This window comes from Nonomuraea sp. NPDC048826, assembly GCF_043198225.1.
In the GTDB taxonomy this organism is placed as follows: Bacteria; Actinomycetota; Actinomycetes; order Streptosporangiales; family Streptosporangiaceae; genus Nonomuraea.
This window is the reverse complement of record NZ_JBICUQ010000001.1, coordinates 555,715-573,646: the sequence shown is the minus strand read 5'-3', so window position 1 is coordinate 573,646 and position 17,932 is coordinate 555,715. Positions and strand designations below refer to the sequence as shown.

The 17,932-nt window shown below is 70.8% G+C and carries 18 protein-coding genes; 6 read left to right on the top strand and 12 right to left on the bottom strand.

Features of this window, described 5'->3' with window-relative positions:
• A complete protein-coding gene (locus tag ACGFI7_RS03005; RefSeq protein WP_393398403.1) occupies positions 1 to 852 on the top strand; it encodes a helix-turn-helix transcriptional regulator in 852 nt (283 codons plus the stop codon).
• On the opposite strand, the gene ACGFI7_RS03000 is transcribed toward ACGFI7_RS03005, so the two are convergent.
• Complete coding sequence (locus tag ACGFI7_RS03000) at positions 849 to 1,460, bottom strand: hypothetical protein (protein ID WP_393398401.1); 612 nt, start codon at positions 1,458 to 1,460, stop codon at positions 849 to 851. The genes ACGFI7_RS03005 and ACGFI7_RS03000 overlap by 4 nt on opposite strands.
• Positions 1,461 to 1,474: 14 nt before the next feature.
• Here ACGFI7_RS03000 and ACGFI7_RS02995 point away from each other — a divergent pair, with 14 nt between their 5' ends.
• Positions 1,475 to 1,849, top strand: a complete 375-nt coding sequence (locus tag ACGFI7_RS02995) for a helix-turn-helix domain-containing protein (protein WP_393398399.1) — start codon at positions 1,475 to 1,477, stop codon at positions 1,847 to 1,849.
• A gap of 39 nt (positions 1,850 to 1,888) precedes the next feature.
• Here the strand turns inward: ACGFI7_RS02995 and ACGFI7_RS02990 are convergent, their stop codons facing one another.
• From ACGFI7_RS02990 to ACGFI7_RS02980, 3 genes are read right to left on the bottom strand one after another with little or no spacing between them, the layout of a single operon-like run.
• Positions 1,889 to 2,962 carry an adenosine deaminase gene (locus tag ACGFI7_RS02990; protein WP_393398397.1) on the bottom strand — a complete coding sequence of 358 codons (1,074 nt, stop codon included), beginning with the start codon at positions 2,960 to 2,962 and terminating at the stop codon, positions 1,889 to 1,891.
• 30 nt (positions 2,963 to 2,992) lie between these two features.
• Positions 2,993 to 3,346: a cupin domain-containing protein gene (locus ACGFI7_RS02985; RefSeq protein ID WP_393398395.1), complete on the bottom strand. Its 354-nt coding sequence runs from the start codon at positions 3,344 to 3,346 to the stop codon at positions 2,993 to 2,995.
• Positions 3,347 to 3,350: 4 nt separating this feature from the next.
• Positions 3,351 to 3,926 carry a hypothetical protein gene (locus ACGFI7_RS02980; protein ID WP_393398393.1) on the bottom strand — a complete coding sequence of 192 codons (576 nt, stop codon included), beginning with the start codon at positions 3,924 to 3,926 and terminating at the stop codon, positions 3,351 to 3,353.
• A gap of 165 nt (positions 3,927 to 4,091) precedes the next feature.
• Between ACGFI7_RS02980 and ACGFI7_RS02975 the strand changes: the two genes are divergently transcribed.
• Both ACGFI7_RS02975 and ACGFI7_RS02970 read left to right on the top strand, forming a co-directional pair.
• Complete coding sequence (locus ACGFI7_RS02975) at positions 4,092 to 4,484, top strand: MarR family winged helix-turn-helix transcriptional regulator (RefSeq protein WP_393398391.1); 393 nt, start codon at positions 4,092 to 4,094, stop codon at positions 4,482 to 4,484.
• A gap of 32 nt (positions 4,485 to 4,516) precedes the next feature.
• Positions 4,517 to 5,509, top strand: coding sequence for a hypothetical protein (locus ACGFI7_RS02970; protein WP_393398389.1), 993 nt, complete (start codon positions 4,517 to 4,519; stop codon positions 5,507 to 5,509).
• Here ACGFI7_RS02970 and ACGFI7_RS02965 read toward each other — a convergent pair.
• The 6 genes from ACGFI7_RS02965 to ACGFI7_RS02940 form a co-directional block, all read right to left on the bottom strand.
• Positions 5,499 to 6,773, bottom strand: a complete 1,275-nt coding sequence (locus ACGFI7_RS02965; protein ID WP_393398387.1) for a thymidine phosphorylase — start codon at positions 6,771 to 6,773, stop codon at positions 5,499 to 5,501. The two genes, ACGFI7_RS02970 and ACGFI7_RS02965, sit on opposite strands and share 11 nt — an antisense overlap.
• Positions 6,773 to 7,168, bottom strand: a complete 396-nt coding sequence (locus ACGFI7_RS02960) for a cytidine deaminase (protein WP_393398385.1) — start codon at positions 7,166 to 7,168, stop codon at positions 6,773 to 6,775. The genes ACGFI7_RS02965 and ACGFI7_RS02960 overlap by 1 nt, the downstream gene beginning before the upstream one ends.
• Positions 7,165 to 8,427 carry an ABC transporter permease gene (locus ACGFI7_RS02955; protein WP_393398383.1) on the bottom strand — a complete coding sequence of 421 codons (1,263 nt, stop codon included), beginning with the start codon at positions 8,425 to 8,427 and terminating at the stop codon, positions 7,165 to 7,167. The genes ACGFI7_RS02960 and ACGFI7_RS02955 overlap by 4 nt, the downstream gene beginning before the upstream one ends.
• On the bottom strand, positions 8,424 to 9,563 hold the full coding sequence (locus ACGFI7_RS02950; protein ID WP_393398381.1) for an ABC transporter permease: 1,140 nt from the start codon (positions 9,561 to 9,563) through the stop codon (positions 8,424 to 8,426). The genes ACGFI7_RS02955 and ACGFI7_RS02950 overlap by 4 nt, the downstream gene beginning before the upstream one ends.
• Complete coding sequence (locus ACGFI7_RS02945) at positions 9,563 to 11,107, bottom strand: ABC transporter ATP-binding protein (protein WP_393398379.1); 1,545 nt, start codon at positions 11,105 to 11,107, stop codon at positions 9,563 to 9,565. Before ACGFI7_RS02945 ends, ACGFI7_RS02950 begins: the two co-directional genes overlap by 1 nt.
• Before the next feature lie 88 nt (positions 11,108 to 11,195).
• Positions 11,196 to 12,272: a BMP family protein gene (locus ACGFI7_RS02940; RefSeq protein ID WP_393398377.1), complete on the bottom strand. Its 1,077-nt coding sequence runs from the start codon at positions 12,270 to 12,272 to the stop codon at positions 11,196 to 11,198.
• A 280-nt stretch (positions 12,273 to 12,552) separates the two neighbouring features.
• On the opposite strand from ACGFI7_RS02940, the gene ACGFI7_RS02935 reads away from it, so the two are divergent.
• Positions 12,553 to 14,439 (top strand): Xaa-Pro dipeptidyl-peptidase, encoded by a 1,887-nt coding sequence (locus ACGFI7_RS02935; protein WP_393398375.1) that lies wholly within the window; start codon positions 12,553 to 12,555, stop codon positions 14,437 to 14,439.
• Between the two features lie 51 nt (positions 14,440 to 14,490).
• On the opposite strand, the gene ACGFI7_RS02930 is transcribed toward ACGFI7_RS02935, so the two are convergent.
• Positions 14,491 to 15,723 (bottom strand): M20 family metallopeptidase, encoded by a 1,233-nt coding sequence (locus tag ACGFI7_RS02930; RefSeq protein WP_393398373.1) that lies wholly within the window; start codon positions 15,721 to 15,723, stop codon positions 14,491 to 14,493.
• 542 nt (positions 15,724 to 16,265) lie between these two features.
• On the opposite strand from ACGFI7_RS02930, the gene ACGFI7_RS02925 reads away from it, so the two are divergent.
• The gene (locus ACGFI7_RS02925) at positions 16,266 to 17,615 is read left to right on the top strand and encodes a peptide ligase PGM1-related protein (RefSeq protein WP_393398371.1); all 1,350 of its coding nucleotides are present in this window, start codon (positions 16,266 to 16,268) and stop codon (positions 17,613 to 17,615) included.
• Positions 17,616 to 17,680: 65 nt separating this feature from the next.
• Here ACGFI7_RS02925 and ACGFI7_RS02920 read toward each other — a convergent pair whose 3' ends face one another.
• A complete protein-coding gene (locus tag ACGFI7_RS02920) occupies positions 17,681 to 17,875 on the bottom strand; it encodes an SCO4848 family membrane protein (RefSeq protein WP_393398369.1) in 195 nt (64 codons plus the stop codon).
• Positions 17,876 to 17,932 lie beyond the last annotated feature (57 nt).

The window sequence follows — 17,932 nt, the reverse complement described above, 5'->3', positions numbered from 1 at the left end:
ATGGACAGCCTCGGCACGTACCTGAAGAACCGCCGTGACCGGGTGACACCGGCCGAGCTGGGCCTGCGCACCTACGGCGCGCTGCGCCGCGTGCCCGGTCTGCGGCGCGAGGAGCTGGCCGCGCTCGCGGGGGTGAGCGCCGGCTACTACACGCGGCTCGAACAGGGCCTGGCCGAGACCGCCTCGGAGCAGGTGCTCGACGCACTCGCGCGGGCGCTCAAGCTCGACCGGGTGGAGACCGACCACCTGCACAACCTCGCCCGGCAGCGCGCCGTGTCGCGCCCGTCGGACCCGGGCCCGGAGGAGCCGCACCCGCGCGTCCTCGCGCTCCTGGAGAGCCTCGGCGCGGCCGTGCCCGCCCTCGTGCTCGGCCGGCGCGGCGACGTGCTCGCGTGGAACCGCACCGGCCACGCGCTCATGGCCGGGGACACCGACTTCGACGCGCCGGCGGATCCCGCGCGACGCCCGTCGGTGCCGCGGATGTTCTTCCTCGACCCGGTCACCCGCGACCTGCACCGCAACTGGCTGGAGCTGGCCCGGATCCACGTCGCCTACCTGCGGCTCACCGCGGGCCGCTACCCCATGGACGCCCGCCTCGCCGGGCTCATCGGCGAGCTCACGATGCGCAGCGACGACTTCGCGGCGCTGTGGGCGACGGGCGACGTCTCCGACTGCACGGTGGGCACCATGCGCCTGCGCCATCCGACGGTCGGCGCGCTGAGCGTCGACTATCAGGTGTGGCTGCAGCCCGACAGCCCCGACCACCGGCTGGAGATCTACACCCCGAACGACCCGGGCTCCGCCGACGCGCTGCGCATCCTGGCCCACCAGGCCGGTCAGGCGGAACGCTAGTCGACCACGTAGGCGGCGACGATCAGCGCCAGCGCGACCACGAAGGCGGCGATGGAGTCGTAGGCCCAGGTCACCCGGGCCGGTCCCGGCTCCTCCTTGCGGAACTTCGCCTGCTCGGCGCGGTCGGTGATCTGCTCGCCCACCCAGTCGGCGTGGGTCTTGCCCGCCATCGCCTCGGCCGCCGCCTGCTCGCCCCTGGTCAGCGTGGGCTCGGTCTGGAAGCGGCCGCGGCGCGTCGGGGCCGCGCCGCGGCGCTGGGCCTTGGCGCGCTCCCTGGCCGAGGTCATCGGGGTCCACAGGTGGAGCAGCTGCTCGCCGGAGTGGGTGACGTTGATCGAGTGGGAGACGCTCACGTCGTCGACCGAGGCCCAGGGCACGAACGTGGTCCGCAGCGGGGTGCGGCCGAGCAGGCCGGGCTCGGTGAGCACGGTCGCCGGCCGGATGGCGACGACGTACACGACGGCGGTGAGCGTGCCCAGCACGGCGAGCGCCACCATGGACGACTGGCCGCTGTAGCGGAGGACCAGGTCGACGACGTTGGCCGCGACGAACACGACCCACACCCAGCCGAAGACGAAGGCGGTCTTGGAGCGGTAAACCTGTTTCACCGGATACCTAGAGGGTGGAGGCCCCGTCCCTCAGGGCGGAAAGGAAAGCCGGAACGGCCGGACACTGTGCTCTCCCGGATTTGTCGGTTGCGGTCGGTAGTTTGATCGGCGTGTCCCGTTACCGGCTCCTGCCCTCGCCTGCCCAAGAGGCGGCGTTGCTGGAGCATTGCGGGCATGCCCGGTATGTGTGGAATCTCGCGGTTGAGCAGCACGCCCACAGCCAAGCGCGTTACCGGTGCCGGTCCTGCGGATACGCCGGCAACGCCGATGTGAACGCGGCCGGGAACATCGCACACGCGGCAGGGCATGTCGTGTCTGCGCGGGAAGGGCCACGGGTTGCCGGGCCGGAGCACCGCGGACCTCAACGCGACCTCCTCCTCGTGGGGTGATTGCGGTTGGAATCCCCGTGCTTCAGCGCCGGGAGGATGTCAAGGCTGCCACTTGAGCTGGGCGAATCCGGGCTTGATGACGCCGTTGATGAGCGCGAGGCGCTCGTCGAACGGCAGGAAGGCCGACTTCATCGCGTTGACCGTGAACCACTGCAGGTCGTCCCAGCCGTAGCCGAACGCCTCGACGAGCTTGGCGAACTCCTGCGACACCGTGGTGGAGCTCATCAGCCGGTTGTCGGTGTTGACCGTGACCCGGAAGTGGAGGCGGCGCAGCAGCCCGATCGGGTGGTCGGCGATGGACGCGGCGGCTCCGGTCTGGAGGTTGGACGTGGGGCACATCTCCAGCGGGATGCGCTTGTCGCGCACGTAGGCGGCCAGCCGGCCGAGCTTGGCGGCGCCGTCGTCGGCGACGGAGATGTCGTCGATGATGCGCACGCCGTGGCCGAGCCGGTCGGCGCCGCACCACTGGATGGCCTGCCAGATGGACGGCAGGCCGAAGCCCTCGCCGGCGTGGATGGTGAAGTGGGCGTTCTCCCGCTGGAGGTACTCGAACGCGTCGAGGTGGCGGGTGGGCGGGTAGCCCGCCTCGGCGCCGGCGATGTCGAAGCCGACGACGCCGACGTCGCGGTAGCGGACGGCCAGCTCGGCGATCTCCATCGAGCGGGCCTGGTGGCGCATGGCGGTGAGGAGGGTGCCGACGCGGATGCCGCGGCCTTCGGAACCCTGGCGGAACCCGTCGAGGACGGCCTGCACCACCTGGTCGAGGCTGAGCCCGGCGGTGGTGTGCTGCTCGGGCGCGAAGCGCACCTCGGCGTAGACGACGCCGTCGGCGGCCAGATCCTCGGCGCACTCGGCGGCGACGCGGGCGAGCGCGTCGCGGGTCTGCATGACGCCGACGGTGTGCTGGAAGGTCTCGAGATAGCGCTCCAGCGAGCCGGAGTCGGCCGCCTCCTCGAACCACCGGCGCAGGTCGTCGGGGTCGGTGGTGGGCAGCCGGTCGTAGCCGGTGTCGCGGGCCAGGTCCACGATGGTCTCGGCGCGGAGACCACCGTCGAGATGGTCGTGCAGCAAAACCTTGGGTGCGCGCCGGATCTCGTCAATCGTGGGGCTCATCCGCCCATGATACGAGCCGCGGGGGCCGCGTCACTCGTCGCGACGGGCGGATTCGGGGCTGAATGCGGGCAGGCACACCGCGACGTAGTCGGCGCCCTCGTCGCCGGCGCGGTAGCGGATCTTCTCGCCGGGCTCGGTGACGAGGGTCTGGCCGGCGAGCACCTCGGTGGTGCCGCCGGCGTGCTCGACCAGGACGCTGCCGCGCAGCACGAGCGTGTATTCGGTGAACTCCGGGGTCTGGGCGGGCTCCTCCCACCCGGGCGGGGCGACCATGTGGGCGATGGAGATCGCCTCGTCGCCGCTGTTGACGCGGCCCACGTGCTCGTCGATGAGCTTGCCGCCCGGCACCGGGATGCGCGAAGGTCCTTCGATCTTTCTCACCACACGGTCAGTGTGCCACGTCGACCACCAGTCGCGGCGGGCCGGTGAGCTCCCGGACCTCGAAGCCCTTGACCGACCCGGTCAGCAGGGCGATGCCGACGACGCCTTCGAAGTCGCCGGTCTTGGCGATGGCGGTGACGGTCCCGGACGGGGCCACGGGGGTGCCGTTCCAGGTGGGCTTGCCGTCTTCGGTGTGGGCGTCGGCGGGTTTGAGCTGGATGTGCAGGGCACGGCCGCCCTTCAGGTCGATGGGCGTGCCGGAGCCGTCCTGGTGCAGCTCCCTGACCCAGCGCACGGTGTAGCCGGGCACACCGCCGTCGAGGTCGACGACCACCCGGTCGTACGAGGGATGCCGGCCCAGCCGCACCCCGGTGACCAGGGCGGGGTCCATGCCGTCGCGGGCGACGCGGACGGGGGCGGTGCCGGTGGGCCCGGGGGCGGCCGTGGCGGTGTGCGGCTCGGTGGCGGGGGCGGCGGACGTGGCGCTCTCGGCCGGGGTGCCGCCGGGGGGTGTCGTGCCGCAGGAGATCAGGGCCGCGCCGCACGCGAGGAAGGCGAAGGCGGCCCGTACGAACGGGGTCATGTGACCTGGATGCCCGGTGACCGCGGGTCCGATGCGCCCGCGACCTGATCGGCATCGGGGCGCGCCGCGGAGCCCCAGGACGCGATAGGTTCGGCGTTTCCGCACCCGGCGGCCTGGATGCGTCCGCATCTAACCTAGATCTTTACGGCGTGGTAACCTCCGCGCATGGACGAGCGGTTCGTGGTCGACACCTGGCATTACGTCCTGTCCGCGCATGCCAGGGCCATGTGCGCGCTGGAGCGCGAGCTGGGCGCCAAGCACGGGCTGGGGCCGAGCGAGTTCGAGGTGCTCGACCGGATCGTCCACCACGACAGGAAGCTGCGCATCCAGGAGCTGTGCGACGAGGTCCACCTGAGCCAGAGCGCGCTCTCGCGCGTGGTGGCCCGGCTGGAGAAGGCCGCTCTGGTCACCCGCGACGTGTGCGACTCCGACCGGCGGGGCGTGTTCGTGCGCATCACGGACGAGGGCCGGGCCCGCCACGCGGCCGCCCTGCCCACGCAGCGCGCGGTGCTGTCCGAGATCTTCACCGAGGACGCCGCGCCGCTCCTCACCCGGTGACCGTCTGTCCCTTTCGCCGGTACGCTGCCGCGATGTCATACATCGCAGTCAAGACGGTCACGGTGGCCGCCGCGCTCGCCGCCGCCGTCACGACGCCCGCGGCGCACGCGCAGGAGACGGCCCGGGTCTTACGGGTCTACAGCGACAACATCGAGAACCTGGTGATGAACAACGCCGACGGGTCGTGCACCCGGATCTCGGGCCCGGCCCACCTCACCTCGATGCTGGTCGACGACGACGGCAAGACGGGCACGTCCGGCGTGCAGGCTCCCGACCTGCTGATCGTGCAGCAGGTGCGCGGCACCGGGCAGGCCACGGCCTACGCCGACCAGCTCTCCGCCAAGTTCGGCTATCCGGCGGGCACCTTCAAGGCGATCGTCGCCTGGGGCGACCCGGAGCAGTGGGGCGGCTCCCACCACTGCAGCCGGCAGTCGCTCGGCGACCTGAAGAAGCGCCAGACCAACGGGATCATCTACAACACCCGGACGCTGAGCCTCGCGGAGACCTCCAAGTACTGGAGCGCGGGCTGGCTGAAGCCGGGCACCGCGTACGCCGGCGGGGCCGGGTGCACGCTGTACAAGCCGCCGAGCAACGACGACGGCGCCGCGTACACGCACAAGTGGAAGCGGACCAGCGCCATCGCGGCGAAGTTCACCGTCAAGGCGACGGGGACGGCGGTGTTCGCGGCGTCCATGCACCTGCCCGAGCAGAACGGCAAGAACGCCTGCGCCGGGCCGGGCGACCCGGGCATCGCGAACTCCGGCCTGCGCCTGGGCGCGGACGCCAGGAGGCTGATGAACGCCTCGACGGTCCGGGTCGTCGGGGTCGACGCGAACCGGACGGGCATCGCCCCGGCCACGCTCGGCGGCTACGGCATGACCGGGTACGGCGCGAAGCCCACGATGGGCTCCAGGAAGATCGACTACCTGTTCGTCAAGGGCGCCGTGCGGCCGTCGCCGGTCGACCACACGGTGGCCGGCACGAAGTCGAACCACCGGGCGTTGTACGCGTTCGTCACGGTGTGACGCGGTCGATGATCAGCGGCAGCGCGTCGGCGGCCGTCTCCCCCACCTCGTAGCCGCCGTCCAGCGCCGCCAGCGCCCGCTCGAACCGGGCGGCGTCGTCGGCGTGCAGGGTCAGCAGCGGCTCACCCTTGGTGACCCGGTCTCCGGGCTTGGCGTGCAGGGTGACACCGGCGCCCGCCGAGACCGGGTCCTCCTTGCGGGCCCGGCCCGCGCCGAGCCGCCAGGCCGCCAGGCCGACCGCGTAGGCGTCCAGCCGGGCCAGCACGCCGGACGCCGGCGCCTCGACCGTCATCGTCTCGCCCGCCCGGGGCAGCGGTGCGTCCGCGTCGCCGCCCTGGGCCGTGATCATGCGCCGCCAGGCGTCCATCGCCGACCCGTCGCGCAGCGCGTCGGCCGGGTCCTTGCCGGACACCCCTGCGGCCTCCAGCATCTCCCGCGCGAGTCGTACGGTCAGCTCCACCACGTCGGACGGCCCGCCGCCGGCGAGGACCTCGACCGACTCCTCGACCTCCAGGGCGTTGCCCACGGCCCGGCCGAGCGGCCGGTCCATGGCGGTGAGCAGGGCGACCGTGCGCACGCCCGCGTCGGTGCCGAGCGCCACCATGGTCTCGGCCAGCTCGCGGGCCCGCTCGGGAGTCTTCATGAACGCCCCGGAGCCCACCTTCACGTCGAGCACCAGCGACCCGGTGCCCTCGGCGATCTTCTTGGACATGATCGACGAGGCGATGAGCGGGATGGACTCGACGGTGCCGGTGACGTCGCGCAGCGCGTACAGCTTCTTGTCGGCGGGGGCCAGCCCGGACCCGGCGGCGCAGACGACCGCGCCCGCCTCGCGCAGCACGCCGAGCATCTCCTCGTTGGAGAGCGAGGCCCGCCAGCCGGGGATGGACTCCAGCTTGTCGAGCGTGCCGCCGGTGTGGCCGAGACCGCGCCCCGAGAGCTGCGGCACGTAGGCCCCGCAGGCGGCGACCAGCGGCGCCAGCGGCAGCGTGATCTTGTCGCCGACGCCGCCGGTGGAGTGCTTGTCGGCGGTGGGCCGGTCGAGCGCCGACCAGTCCATCCGCTCGCCGGAGCGGATCATCGCCTGTGTCCAGCCGGCGATCTCGCGCCGGTTCATGCCGTTGAGCAGGATCGCCATCGCGAGCGCGGCCATCTGCTCGTCGGCGACCTCGCCGCGCGTGTAGGCGCCGATCACCCAGTCGATCTGGTCACCGGTCAGCTCGCCGCCGTCGCGCTTGGCGACGATGACCTCGATCGCGTCCATCACGACATCCGGGACAGGTCGTCGGGGCCGAACGCGTACGGCAGGATCTCGGCCATCCGCTTCGGCCCGTCGACGGTCTCGACCAGCAGGTCGGCGCCGCCGAACTCGAACAGCAGCTGACGGCACCGGCCGCACGGCATGAGCAGCTCACCGTGGCCGTCGACGCAGGTGAAGGCCACCAGCCTGCCGCCGCCGGACGCCTGCAGCGCCGACACCAGCCCGCACTCGGCGCACAGCCCCACCCCGTACGAGGCGTTCTCCACGTTGCAGCCGGTGACCACGCGCCCGTCGTCGACCAGCGCCGCGGCGCCGACCGGGAACTTCGAGTATGGAGCGTAGGCGTGGTGCATGGCCTCCGCGGCCTCGGCGCGCAGTGACTCCCAGTCGATGCTCAATGCTGTTCCCCCCGTCGGTAGCGTACGCCGTCGGCCTTGGGCATCCGCAGCCGCTGCGACGCGACGAGGAGCACCAGCAGCGTGAGCACGTGCGGCGTGATGAAGACGAACTCGTTCGGCAGCCGGTCGACGGTCAGCCAGAGCCAGAAGAGCACGGCGGCGCCGACCACGGCGGCGCCCATCGCCGTGTAGTCCTTGGCGGTCAGCGCCGACAGCCCGTCCGCCCGGCGGACCCGGACGCCGAGGTAGATCAGCAGCAGGATCGCGCCGAGGAGCAGGAAGGACGTGATCGCCCCCTGGCTGCGCAGCTGCAGGCCGTCGGCGTACCCGAAGAGCGCGGCGCCGGCCGCGAGCCCGCCGGGCCGCCAGTTACCGAAGATCATCGCGGCGAGACCGATGAAGCCGCGCCCGGCCGTCTGCCCCTCGACGTACTTCGTGCTGACGAAGACCAGGAACACGCCGCCCAGCCCGGCGAACGCGCCGGAGATGATCACCGCGAGGTACTTGATCCGGTACACGTTGACACCCAGCGACTCGGCCGCCCACGGGTTCTCGCCCGCCGAACGCAGCCGCAGCCCGAAGGAGGTGTGCCAGAGGACGAAGTACGTCAGCGGCAGCATCAGCACGGCCAGGATGACCAGCACGTTCACGTTGTGCGTGAGCCCGCGCAGGATGCCCGCCAGGTCGCCGACCAAAAACCACCTGGTGCTCTCCAGGCTGCCCAGCCAGTCGGGCCCGTCGGACAGCAGCGGCAGGCTCAGCTCGGGCGCCGCGGACGACAGCGCGGGCGAGGTGGTGATGCCCGCGCCCGCCTGGTTGGCGGGGCTGCCCTCCTTGTAGAGCACCTCGGACAGGAACCGGGTGACGCCGGGGCCGAGCAGGTTGATGGCCACGCCGCTGATGATGTGGTCGACGCCGAAGGTGACGGTGGCGATGGCGTGGATGAGGCCGCCGATCGCGCCCGCGAGCAGCCCGGCGACGAGCGCCGCGTACGGGCCCCACTGGTAGCCGGCCCAGCCGGCGAACCAGGTGCCGAGCACCATCATGCCTTCGAGACCGATGTTGACCACGCCGGCCCGCTCGGCCCACAGGCCGCCGAGCCCGGCCAGCCCGATCGGCACCGCCAGCATGAGCGCGGCCGCGAACGTGCCGGACGAGGTGATCTCGTCGGCCCCGGTGATCAGGCGGATCAGCGCCACCAGCAGGATGGCCGCGGCGACGCCGATGAGCGCCAGATGGTACTTGCGGGTCCTGGTCATGCTGCCACCTCAACGGGAGTGTTCCTGCCGAGCGCCTGGGCGGCCCGCCGTTCCTCGCGCCGCAGCGCGATCCTGCTGGTGACCTCGTTGGCGATGACCACCAGGAGGACGATGGTGCCCTGCATGATCGTGATGACCGAGGGCGGCACGTCCGCGAACTGCAGCGGCCCCTGCGCCCGGTCGAGGAAGCCGAACAGCAGCGCGGCCACCGCGATGCCCGCGGGCTTGTTGCGGCCGAGCAGGGCCACGGCGATGCCGAGGAAGCCCAGGCCGGGGGTGAAGTTGGAGCCGAACGCGTGCTCGTCGCCGAGGATCTCGGGCATGCCGATCAGTCCCGCGACCGCTCCGGAGAGCACCATCGCGGAGATGACCATCCTCTTCGGGTCGACGCCGGAGGCGAGCGCGGCCGGCGCGTTGAGTCCGCTGGCCTTGACCTCGAAGCCGAACCGGGTCCGCTCCAGCACCAGCCAGATGCCGAAGCCGAGCAGGATCGCCACGATCAGGAAGCCCCACAGCCCGTCGCCGCGCGGCGCGGGCAGGCCGAACATCTCCAGCAGCACGTTCACGTTGGGGAACCACGCCGACTCGGGCAGCGCGGGCGTGCTCGTGGTGAGCTGCCCCTCCGCCCGCTCGCCCGCGAACGGGCCGCGGACCAGGTACGCGGCCAGGTTGATGGCGATGTAGTTGAGCATGATCGTGGAGATGACCTCGTTGACTCCCCGGGTCACCTTCATCACGGCCGGGATCAGCGCGTACAGGCCGCCGGCGGCCGCCGCCACGAGGATGATCACCGTGATCTGGATCGGCGCGGGCGCGACGAACGTCGAGCCGACGAACGCGGCGCAGATGGCCGCGATGCGGTACTGGCCCTCGACGCCGATGTTGAAGAGGTTCATCCGGAAGCCGATGGCCACCGCCAGCCCGGCGATGAACAGCGTCACCGCCCGGTTGATCATGTCGGCGATGCTCGTCGACACGGCCTTCTCGGTGGCGCCGAAGTCGAAGAACGCGGCGAACGCGGCTGCCGGGCTGGCGCCCGCGGCGACGATCGCCACGCTGGAGATGCCGATGGCCAGCACGATGGCCGCGGCGGCGCCGGCGACGGTGAGCAGCGCCCTGAAGAGCCCTGCGGGCATCACGCCTCCTCAGTGCCGGTGATGGCACCGGTCATGTAGCCGCCCAGCCGTTCGGGCGTGACGCCGGACGGGTCGAGCCGAGCGGCGAACCGCCCTCGATAGATCACGTACAGCGTGTCGGACAGGCCGATCAGCTCGTCCAGGTCCGCCGAGATGAGCAGCACCGCGAGCCCGGCGGCGCGGGCGTTGCGCAGGTGCTCCCAGATGGCGGCCTGCGCGCCCACGTCGACGCCCCGGGTCGGGTGGGCGGCGATGAGCACCTTGGGGTCGCCGCTCATCTCGCGGCCGACGATGAGCTTCTGCTGGTTGCCGCCCGACAGGGCCAGGGCCAGCGTGTCGACTCCGGGCGTGCGGACGTCGTACGCCTCGACGATGCGCTGGGTGTCGGCCCTGGACGCGCGCCGGTCGACCCAGATGCCGCGGCTGGCCGGAGGTCTGGTCTGGTGGCCGAGCACGCGGTTCTCCCAGAGGCTGGCCTCCAGCAGCAGGCCCTGGCGGTGGCGGTCCTCGGGGATGTAGCCGATGCCCGCCTCGCGGCGGCGGCGGGTGGGCCAGGCGGCGATGTCCTCGCCGCCGAGGCTGAGCTCGCCGGCCACCGGGCGGATGCCCATGATGGCCTCGATCAGCTCGGACTGCCCGTTGCCCTCGACGCCCGCGATGCCGACGATCTCGCCCTGGCGGATCTCGAACGAGACGTCGTCCAGCAGGCGCCGGCCGCCCTCGGCCTCCATGGTCAGGCCGGACGCCCGGAACATGACGGTGTCGGTCACCGTGGACTCGCGGGTCTCGGGGGTGGGCAGCTCGCTGCCGACCATGAGCTCGGCGAGCTGGCGGGCGGTGGTGCCGGCGGGATCGACGCTGGCCACGGTGGTGCCGCGCCGGATCACGGTGATCGCGTCGGCGATGTCGAGCACCTCGTCGAGCTTGTGCGAGATGAAGATGACGGTGAGGCCGCCGGCCTTGAGCTCCCGCAGGTTCTCGAAGAGCTCGTCGACCTCCTGCGGGACGAGCACCGCGGTCGGCTCGTCCAGGATGAGGATGCGCGCGCCGCGGTAGAGGACCTTGAGGATCTCCACCCGCTGGCGGTCGCCGACGCCGAGGTCCTCCACGAGCCGGTCGGGGTCGACCCGCAGCCCGTGGCGCTCGGCCAGTTCGTTGATGCGGCGGCGGGCGCCGGACTTGTCGAGCACGCCCACCCTGCTCGGCTCGGCGCCCAGCACGATGTTCTCCAGCACCGTGAAGTTGTCGGCGAGCATGAAGTGCTGGTGGACCATGCCGATGCCGACGGCGATGGCGTCGCTGGGCGTGCGGAAGGCGACTTCTTTCCCGTCGACCTCGATCGTGCCCTCGTCCGGCTTCTGCATGCCGTAGAGGATCTTCATCAGCGTCGACTTGCCTGCGCCGTTCTCCCCGACGATCGCGTGCACCGTTCCGGCTTCGACGGTGAGGCTGATGTCGTGGTTGGCCACGACACCCGGGAAGCGCTTGGTGATGCCCTCCAGTCGGACGGCGGGCGGCGTCGCGGCGGCGGTCTCAGCGTTCATCGGCCGCTCATTCGATCTCTCCTTGGGCAGATACAGGCCGAAGGCCCGGGTCACGGGACGCCGGGCCCTCGGAGAGGCATTCCTCAGATCACGGCTTGGTCGGGACCGTGATCTTGCCGTCGACGATGTCCTTCTTGGCAGCGTCGATCTTGTCGGCGATGTCGTCGATCTCACCGCCGGTGGTGGAAAGGCCGACGCCGTCCACCTTCAGGTCGTAGATCACGTCGCTGCCGCCCTTGGCGCCGCCCTGGAAGGCCTTGACGAACTCGAACACGCCCACGTCGACGCGCTTGAGCATCGAGGTCATGATGACCTCCTGGAGGTTGGTCTCCTTGACCGTCTGGCGCTGGTCGGAGTCGACGCCGATGGCCTTCTTCTTGGCCGCGGCCGCCGCCTGGAACACGCCGAGGCCGGAGTCGCCGGACGCGTGGTAGACGATCTCCGCGCCGTCCTGGTACATCTTCTCGGCCGCGACCTTGCCCTTGTCGGGGGCGCGGAAGCCGGTGAAGTCACCGTCAGGCGTCAGGTACTTGACGTCGATCTTGGCGTCGCTCTTGACCGACTTCACGCCGGCCTCGAAGCCCGCCTGGAACTTCTTGATCAGGTCGTTCTCGACACCGCCGACGAAGCCGACGTGGCCGCTCTCGGCCTTGAGCGCCGCGGCGACGCCCGCCAGGTAGGAGCCCTGCTCCTCGGCGAACAGCAGGCCCGTCACGTTGGGGGCGTTGGAGGCCGAGTCGACGACCGCGAACTGGATCTCCGGGTACTCGGCTGCGGCCTTCTTGATGTCCTCGCCGTAGGCGAAGCCGACGCCGATGATCGGGTTGTAGCCCGCGTCGGCCAGCTGGGTCAGCAGCTCGCTGCGGTTGGAGCCGTCGGACGCCGGGCTGAGCTCCTTGATCTCCGCGCCCAGCTCGGCCTTCGCCTTCTCCAGGCCCGCGTAGGCGGCGTCGTTGAACGACTTGTCGCCGCGCCCGCCGATGTCGAACGCCAGACCGACCTTGAGCGCGCCACCCGCGGGGGCGCTGCTCTCCGCAGCGGACGGGGCCGTGCTGGCCGTGGTCTCCCCCCCGCTGTTGCTGCCGCCGCCACAAGCCGCGGCCGCCATGAGCATGGCACCGGCCAGCGTGCCGGTCGCCAACCTGCCGAATCGCTTGCTGAGCAAGGCGACTCCCTTCCATTTCCCCGCCGTCAAACTTCATCGCAGGCGCGAAGAAATGCACGGCAACCCTGCACGGAAGATAGTTGGTTGACCAGGCCCTACCAAACCGGCACACAGGGTCGCAACCGCTCCGTTATCGACCTCAAGCGCGACTGTGACCTGGCTACGCCGCCCACCAGGCTCGCGAAAGCTTTGCCCATTTTTGGGCCTCGCCATCCGGTCCGGGGGGATCGATCATGACAGGGCATTCCCCCAACCGGTGGAACCGATCTGGAGTCCTGCCATGCACCCCTGGAAGGCAATCGCCGTGCCGCTGGCCGCGGCCATGGTCCTCACCATGGCTTCCGCGCCCCCCGCGGCGTCGGCGGACGTCCCCGCCGTCAAGGTCGAGGGAGGCGCGACCCAACCGGTCTTCTCCCGCGCCGACGCGATCAAGGAGACCGTCTTCGTCGAGGTCGCCGGAACCGACAGCGACAACGACGGCAGCCCCGACCGGGTCGCCGTCGACATCCTCCGTCCCAAGGAGACCGACCAGGGACTCAAGGTCCCGGTCATCATGGAGGCCAGCCCGTACTACGCGGGCGGCAACGACGTCGCCAACCACGTCGTGGACGTCGACGAGCACGGCAACCCGCTGCCCAGCCCGCTCCGGTCCCAGGCCAAGCTCGTCAGCGAGCCGTTCGACTCCTACTACGACAACTACTTCCTGCCCCGCGGCTACGCCATCGTCCTGGTCGAGAACCTCGGCAGCGGCCGCGCCACCGGCTGCCCCACCACCGGCGACCGCAACGAGACCGCGGGCCCCAAGGCCGCGATCGACTGGCTCAACGGCCGCGCCAAGGGCTTCGACGCCACCGGCGCCCCCGTCACGGCGACCTGGTCCACCGGCAAGGTGGGCATGATCGGCGTCTCGTACAACGGGACCCTGCCGAACGCGGTGGCCGCGACCGGTGTGAAGGGCCTGGAGACGATCGTGCCGATCGCCGCGATCTCCTCCTGGTACGACTACTACCGGGCCAACGGCGGCGTGGTCGCGCCCGGCGGCTTCCAGGGCGAGGACGCGGACGTGCTGGCCAAGTACGTGCTCACCCGGGAGAACGGCCAAGAGGCGTGCGGGCCGGTCATCGACCACCTGACCGCCGCCCAGGATCGGATCACCGGCGACTACAGCGACTTCTGGGACGACCGCAACTACCTCAACGACGTGCGCAAGGTGCGGGCCAGCGTCTTCCTGGTGCACGGGCTCAACGACTGGAACGTCAAGACCAAGCAGGCCGCCCAGTGGTGGTACGCGCTGGCCGAGCGGAACGTGCCGCGCAAGATCTGGCTGCACCAGGGCACCCACATGAACCCCTTCAGCCTGCGCACCGCCGAGTGGCTGCGCCAGCTGCACGGCTGGTTCGACCACTGGCTGTACGGGATCGACAGCGGGATCATGCGTGAGCCGCAGGCGGACGTGGAGATCGCGGCCGGCGAGTGGGGTCAGCACCGGTCGTGGCCGCTGCCGGGAGCCGCGCCGGTGCGGCTGTGGATGGGCCCGGGCGCGAAGCTCGGCCTGCTGCCGCGCCCGCTCTCGGCGCGCGAGTCGTTCGTGGACCAGAAGACCCGCACGGCGGAGGAGCTGGTGGAGACCGCCCCGGCCGCCGACCCGAACCGGCTGGCCTACCTCACCGGCGCGCTCCCCGCGGACGTGCGGATCTCCGGCACCCCGACGGTGTCGGTACGGGCCTCGATGCGCAACGGCTCCTCACCGTTCCTGACCGCGCTGCTGGTGGACTACGGCACCGACACGCGGCCCGACGGCAGGCTGCTGTCGACCGGCGTGGAGTACTGCTACGGCCAGGGCATCCCGGGTGACACCGGCTGCACGGTGCTGCGCCGGCTGGGCACGGCCGAGACCCCGTACAAGATCGTCAGCCGGGGCTGGCTGGACGTGCGCAACCGGCACCGGGACGACCGGAGCGAGCCGGTCCGCGCGGGCAAGGAGTACACGTTCACCTGGGACTTCCAGCCTCAGGACTACCTGTTCAAGAAGGGCCACAGGATCGGCGTCGTGATCATCTCGACCGATTACGACTACACCCTGCGCTACCCGGCGGGCACCGAGGTGACGCTGTCGCCCGGTCTGTCGTGGGTGCAGCTGCCGGTGGTCTTCGGCAGGATCTCCTGACACGCGACGGCGGCGGGAGACCGGAGTCTCCCGCCGCCGTCACACCGCTCGTCAGGCCAGCGCCGAGGTGATCTCGTCGGCGGCCGGCACGCGGGTGCTCTCGAACAGCGCGGTCAGCGCGGTCGTGGCCATGACCCGCACGCCCATCGCGATCGCCCGCTCGTCGATGTCGAACGTGCCCTGGTGGATGTCGTAGGTGGTGCCGCCGGGCGACCGGGTGCCGAGCCGGGCGAAGGCGCCGGGGATCGACTCCAGGTACCAGGCGAAGTCCTCGCCGCCGAGCGACTGGTGGGTGGACACCACGGCGCCCGCGCCCAGCGCGCGCTCCGCGGCCTCGCCCAGCATCTGCACGCAGGCCTCGTCGTTGACCACCGGCGGCACGCCGCGGGTGTATTCCATCGTGGCCTCGATGCCGTACGCGCCCGCGACCGACTCCAGCAGCGCCTTGATCAGGTCGGGCGCGGCGTGCCAGGCGTCCTCGTCGAGGCAGCGGACCGTGCCCTCGGCCACCCCGTCGTCGGGGATGGCGTTGGCGGCGGTGCCGGCCTCGACCCGGCCCCAGACGAGGCTGAGCGAGGAGCGCGGGTCGACCCGGCGCGACAGCGCGGCGGGCAGCTCCGTGAGCACCTTGGCCAGCGCGAAGACCAGGTCGGCGGTGAGGTGCGGGCGGGCGGTGTGACCCCCGGGTCCGGACACCCGGATGACGACCTTGTCGCAGGCCGAGGTGATCGAGCCGCTCTTCAGGCCGAGCTGGCCCACGTCGACCCGGGGGTCGCAGTGGAGGCCGAAGATGCGGTCGACGCCGCTGATGCCGCCGTGGGCCATCACCTCGAGCGCGCCGCCGGGAAGCTCCTCGGCCGGCTGGAAGATCAGGCGCACCCGGCCGGGCAGCAGCCCGGCGGCGGCCTGCTGAGCGAGGAAGAGCGAAGCCCCGAGCAGGATCGTGGTGTGCACGTCGTGGCCGCACGCGTGGCAGGCGCCGGGAACGGTGGAGCGGTAAGGCGCGTCCTTCTCGTCCTGGAGCGGCAGCGCGTCGATGTCGGCGCGCAACGCGATGGTGGGACCGTCGCCGCTGCCCACATCGCAGATGAGGCCCGTGCCGCGCGGGAGCACCGACGGCGTCAGCCCGGCGGCTACGAGCCGCTCGGCGAGCCGCTGGGTCGTGCGGTATTCAGCGAAGGCCAGCTCTGGATGCATGTGCAGGTCGCGGCGGAACGCCACGAGGTCCTGCTCGGTCTCCGCCAGGAACGCGTCGAGTTCCCCTCGAAGCTCACGCCCCTGCATCAGTCACCATCCCGTCCCGTGCCGTGCGTCCTCTACTGCCCGGAAATCGCACGACCAATAGCGCCGTATCCGTACTTGTCCCACTGCGGCCGACTGTTCTGTCTGGAGCAGCCGTCCGGCGAATCACGATTGCCGCACACCCGGAGGTCATCGGGGATCGTCAGCGGGGCACGACTCTCGGTCGCCTGTTGAGGACAACCGCTACAGCCCGGATCACAGCGGTCGGCCGTGGAACCTGGCGATGCTCCGACCTTATCGCCCCCGCGCGGCTTCGCGCTGACGACTACACCAAAAGTTAGCCGACGGCATGCCCGTAACCATGAACGGTTACGTAGGGTGACAGATCACGTAACCCAAAAATAGTCACAAGGGATCATTGGATCCTGACCCGCGGCCGCCACTTCCAAACGTGGTGACCGATTCCGAATCGTGTCACTTTCGGCCATGGTCATCACACTACCGCGCTGGCTGCATTTGGGGGAAATGCGTGTTTCACTCGCTATATGATCACTAATATCCCGTTCGGGGAGAAGTATGCTGGGTTGAGCATCTTCGAGCCGGGCGAGGGGACCCTGGTGGTCGTACCCTCGCTCTCCCTCCCCCAGGACGAGCTGCGCCGCATCACAGGCGCGCGATGTTACGAGGAGCGTCTGCTCTTCCTTCTGCTGACGCTGCGCGAGCCCGCGGTGAAAGTGATCTATCTGTCGTCGGCGCCGATCGACCCGGCCATCGTCGACTACTACTTCGGCTTCCTGCCCGACCCGGAGGAGGCCGCCAAACGGCTGACGCTGATCAGCCTCGACACCCCCGACGCGCAGCCTCTCACCCGGACGTTACTGTCCCGTCCCGACGTCCTGGAACAGCTGCGGGCGGCGATCGACGGCGACGCGTGGCTGGTCCCGTTCGTGCTGAGCGAGCTGGAGGAGGAGCTCGCCTCGTTACTCAGCGTTCCCCTCTACGGCCCGGCCACGTCGCACGCCTACTACGGCTCCAAGAGCGGCTCACGGGAGATCGGCGTCGAGGCCGGCGTGCCGATGGCGCGCGGCTTCCGCGACCTCTACACGCTCGCCGAGATCGAGGACGCCATCGAGTCGCTGCCGGGCGAACGGCTGATCGTCAAGGTGAACGACGCCTACTCCGGGCTCGGCAACGCCATCGTGCCCAGAGGCGACCTGGGGGGCACCAGCTTCGCGGCCGAGGGCGAGACCTGGGAGACCTTCGCCGAGAAGGTCCGGGAGCGCGGCGCGGTCGTCGAGGAGTTCATCGAGCACCGGCCGCTCTACCACCCGAGCGCGCTGGCCCGCATCTCCCCAGGCGGGCAGTACGAGGTGGTCGCCACCCACGACCAGGTGCTCGGCGGCCCGAACAACCACGTCTACCAGGGCTGCACGTTCCCCGCCGCCCCTGAGTACCGCGCCGAGGTCGGCGACTCCGCCACCCGCATCGCCGGGGCACTGGCCGCCAAGGGCGTGATCGGGCTGTTCGGCATGGACTTCTTCGCCATGAAGACCGACGCCGGCTATGCGGCGCTGCTCTGCGAGATCAACCTCCGCATCGGCGGCACCACCCACCCGTACGGGGCCGCGCTGCTGACCACCGGCGCCGCCTACGACCCCGCCAGCGGGCTGCTGGTGGCCGACGGCCGGCCCAAGTACTACACGGCCACCGACAACTGCTCGGCCGACTGCCTGCGCGGCGGCACCCCGGAGCAGGTGCTGCGCAAGGCCGACCGGCTCGGCCTCGGCTTCGACCACGCCACCCGCACCGGCAACGTCTTCCACCTGCTCGGCGCCATTCCCGAGCACGGCAAGTTCGGGTTCACCACGATCGCCGACTCCCGTGAGCAGGCCGACGAACTGCACCGCCAGACCCGCCGCGCCCTCTGCGGCTGATTCAGCCGGGGTTCTGTGCCCTGAGCCCGTCCGCCGGCTCTCAGGAACGACTGGCCTTCCTCTGATCAGCGCGCGCGCAGGCCGCGCCAGCCGATCACGGCCAGCACGATCGCCAGCACGATGTTGACGCCGATGAGGATCCCGTGCACCACGTAGAAGCTGGTCTTGTGCCCGTCGGCCAGGTTGAATCCCAGATTGATCCACTCGAACACCATGAACGCCGCGAGCGCGATGAGGAATCCGGCGATCTTTCGTGACATGACCATCTCTCTAGCATCTGGAGCGGATCTTCAGGGGATGTGTCGGCACATGGGCGA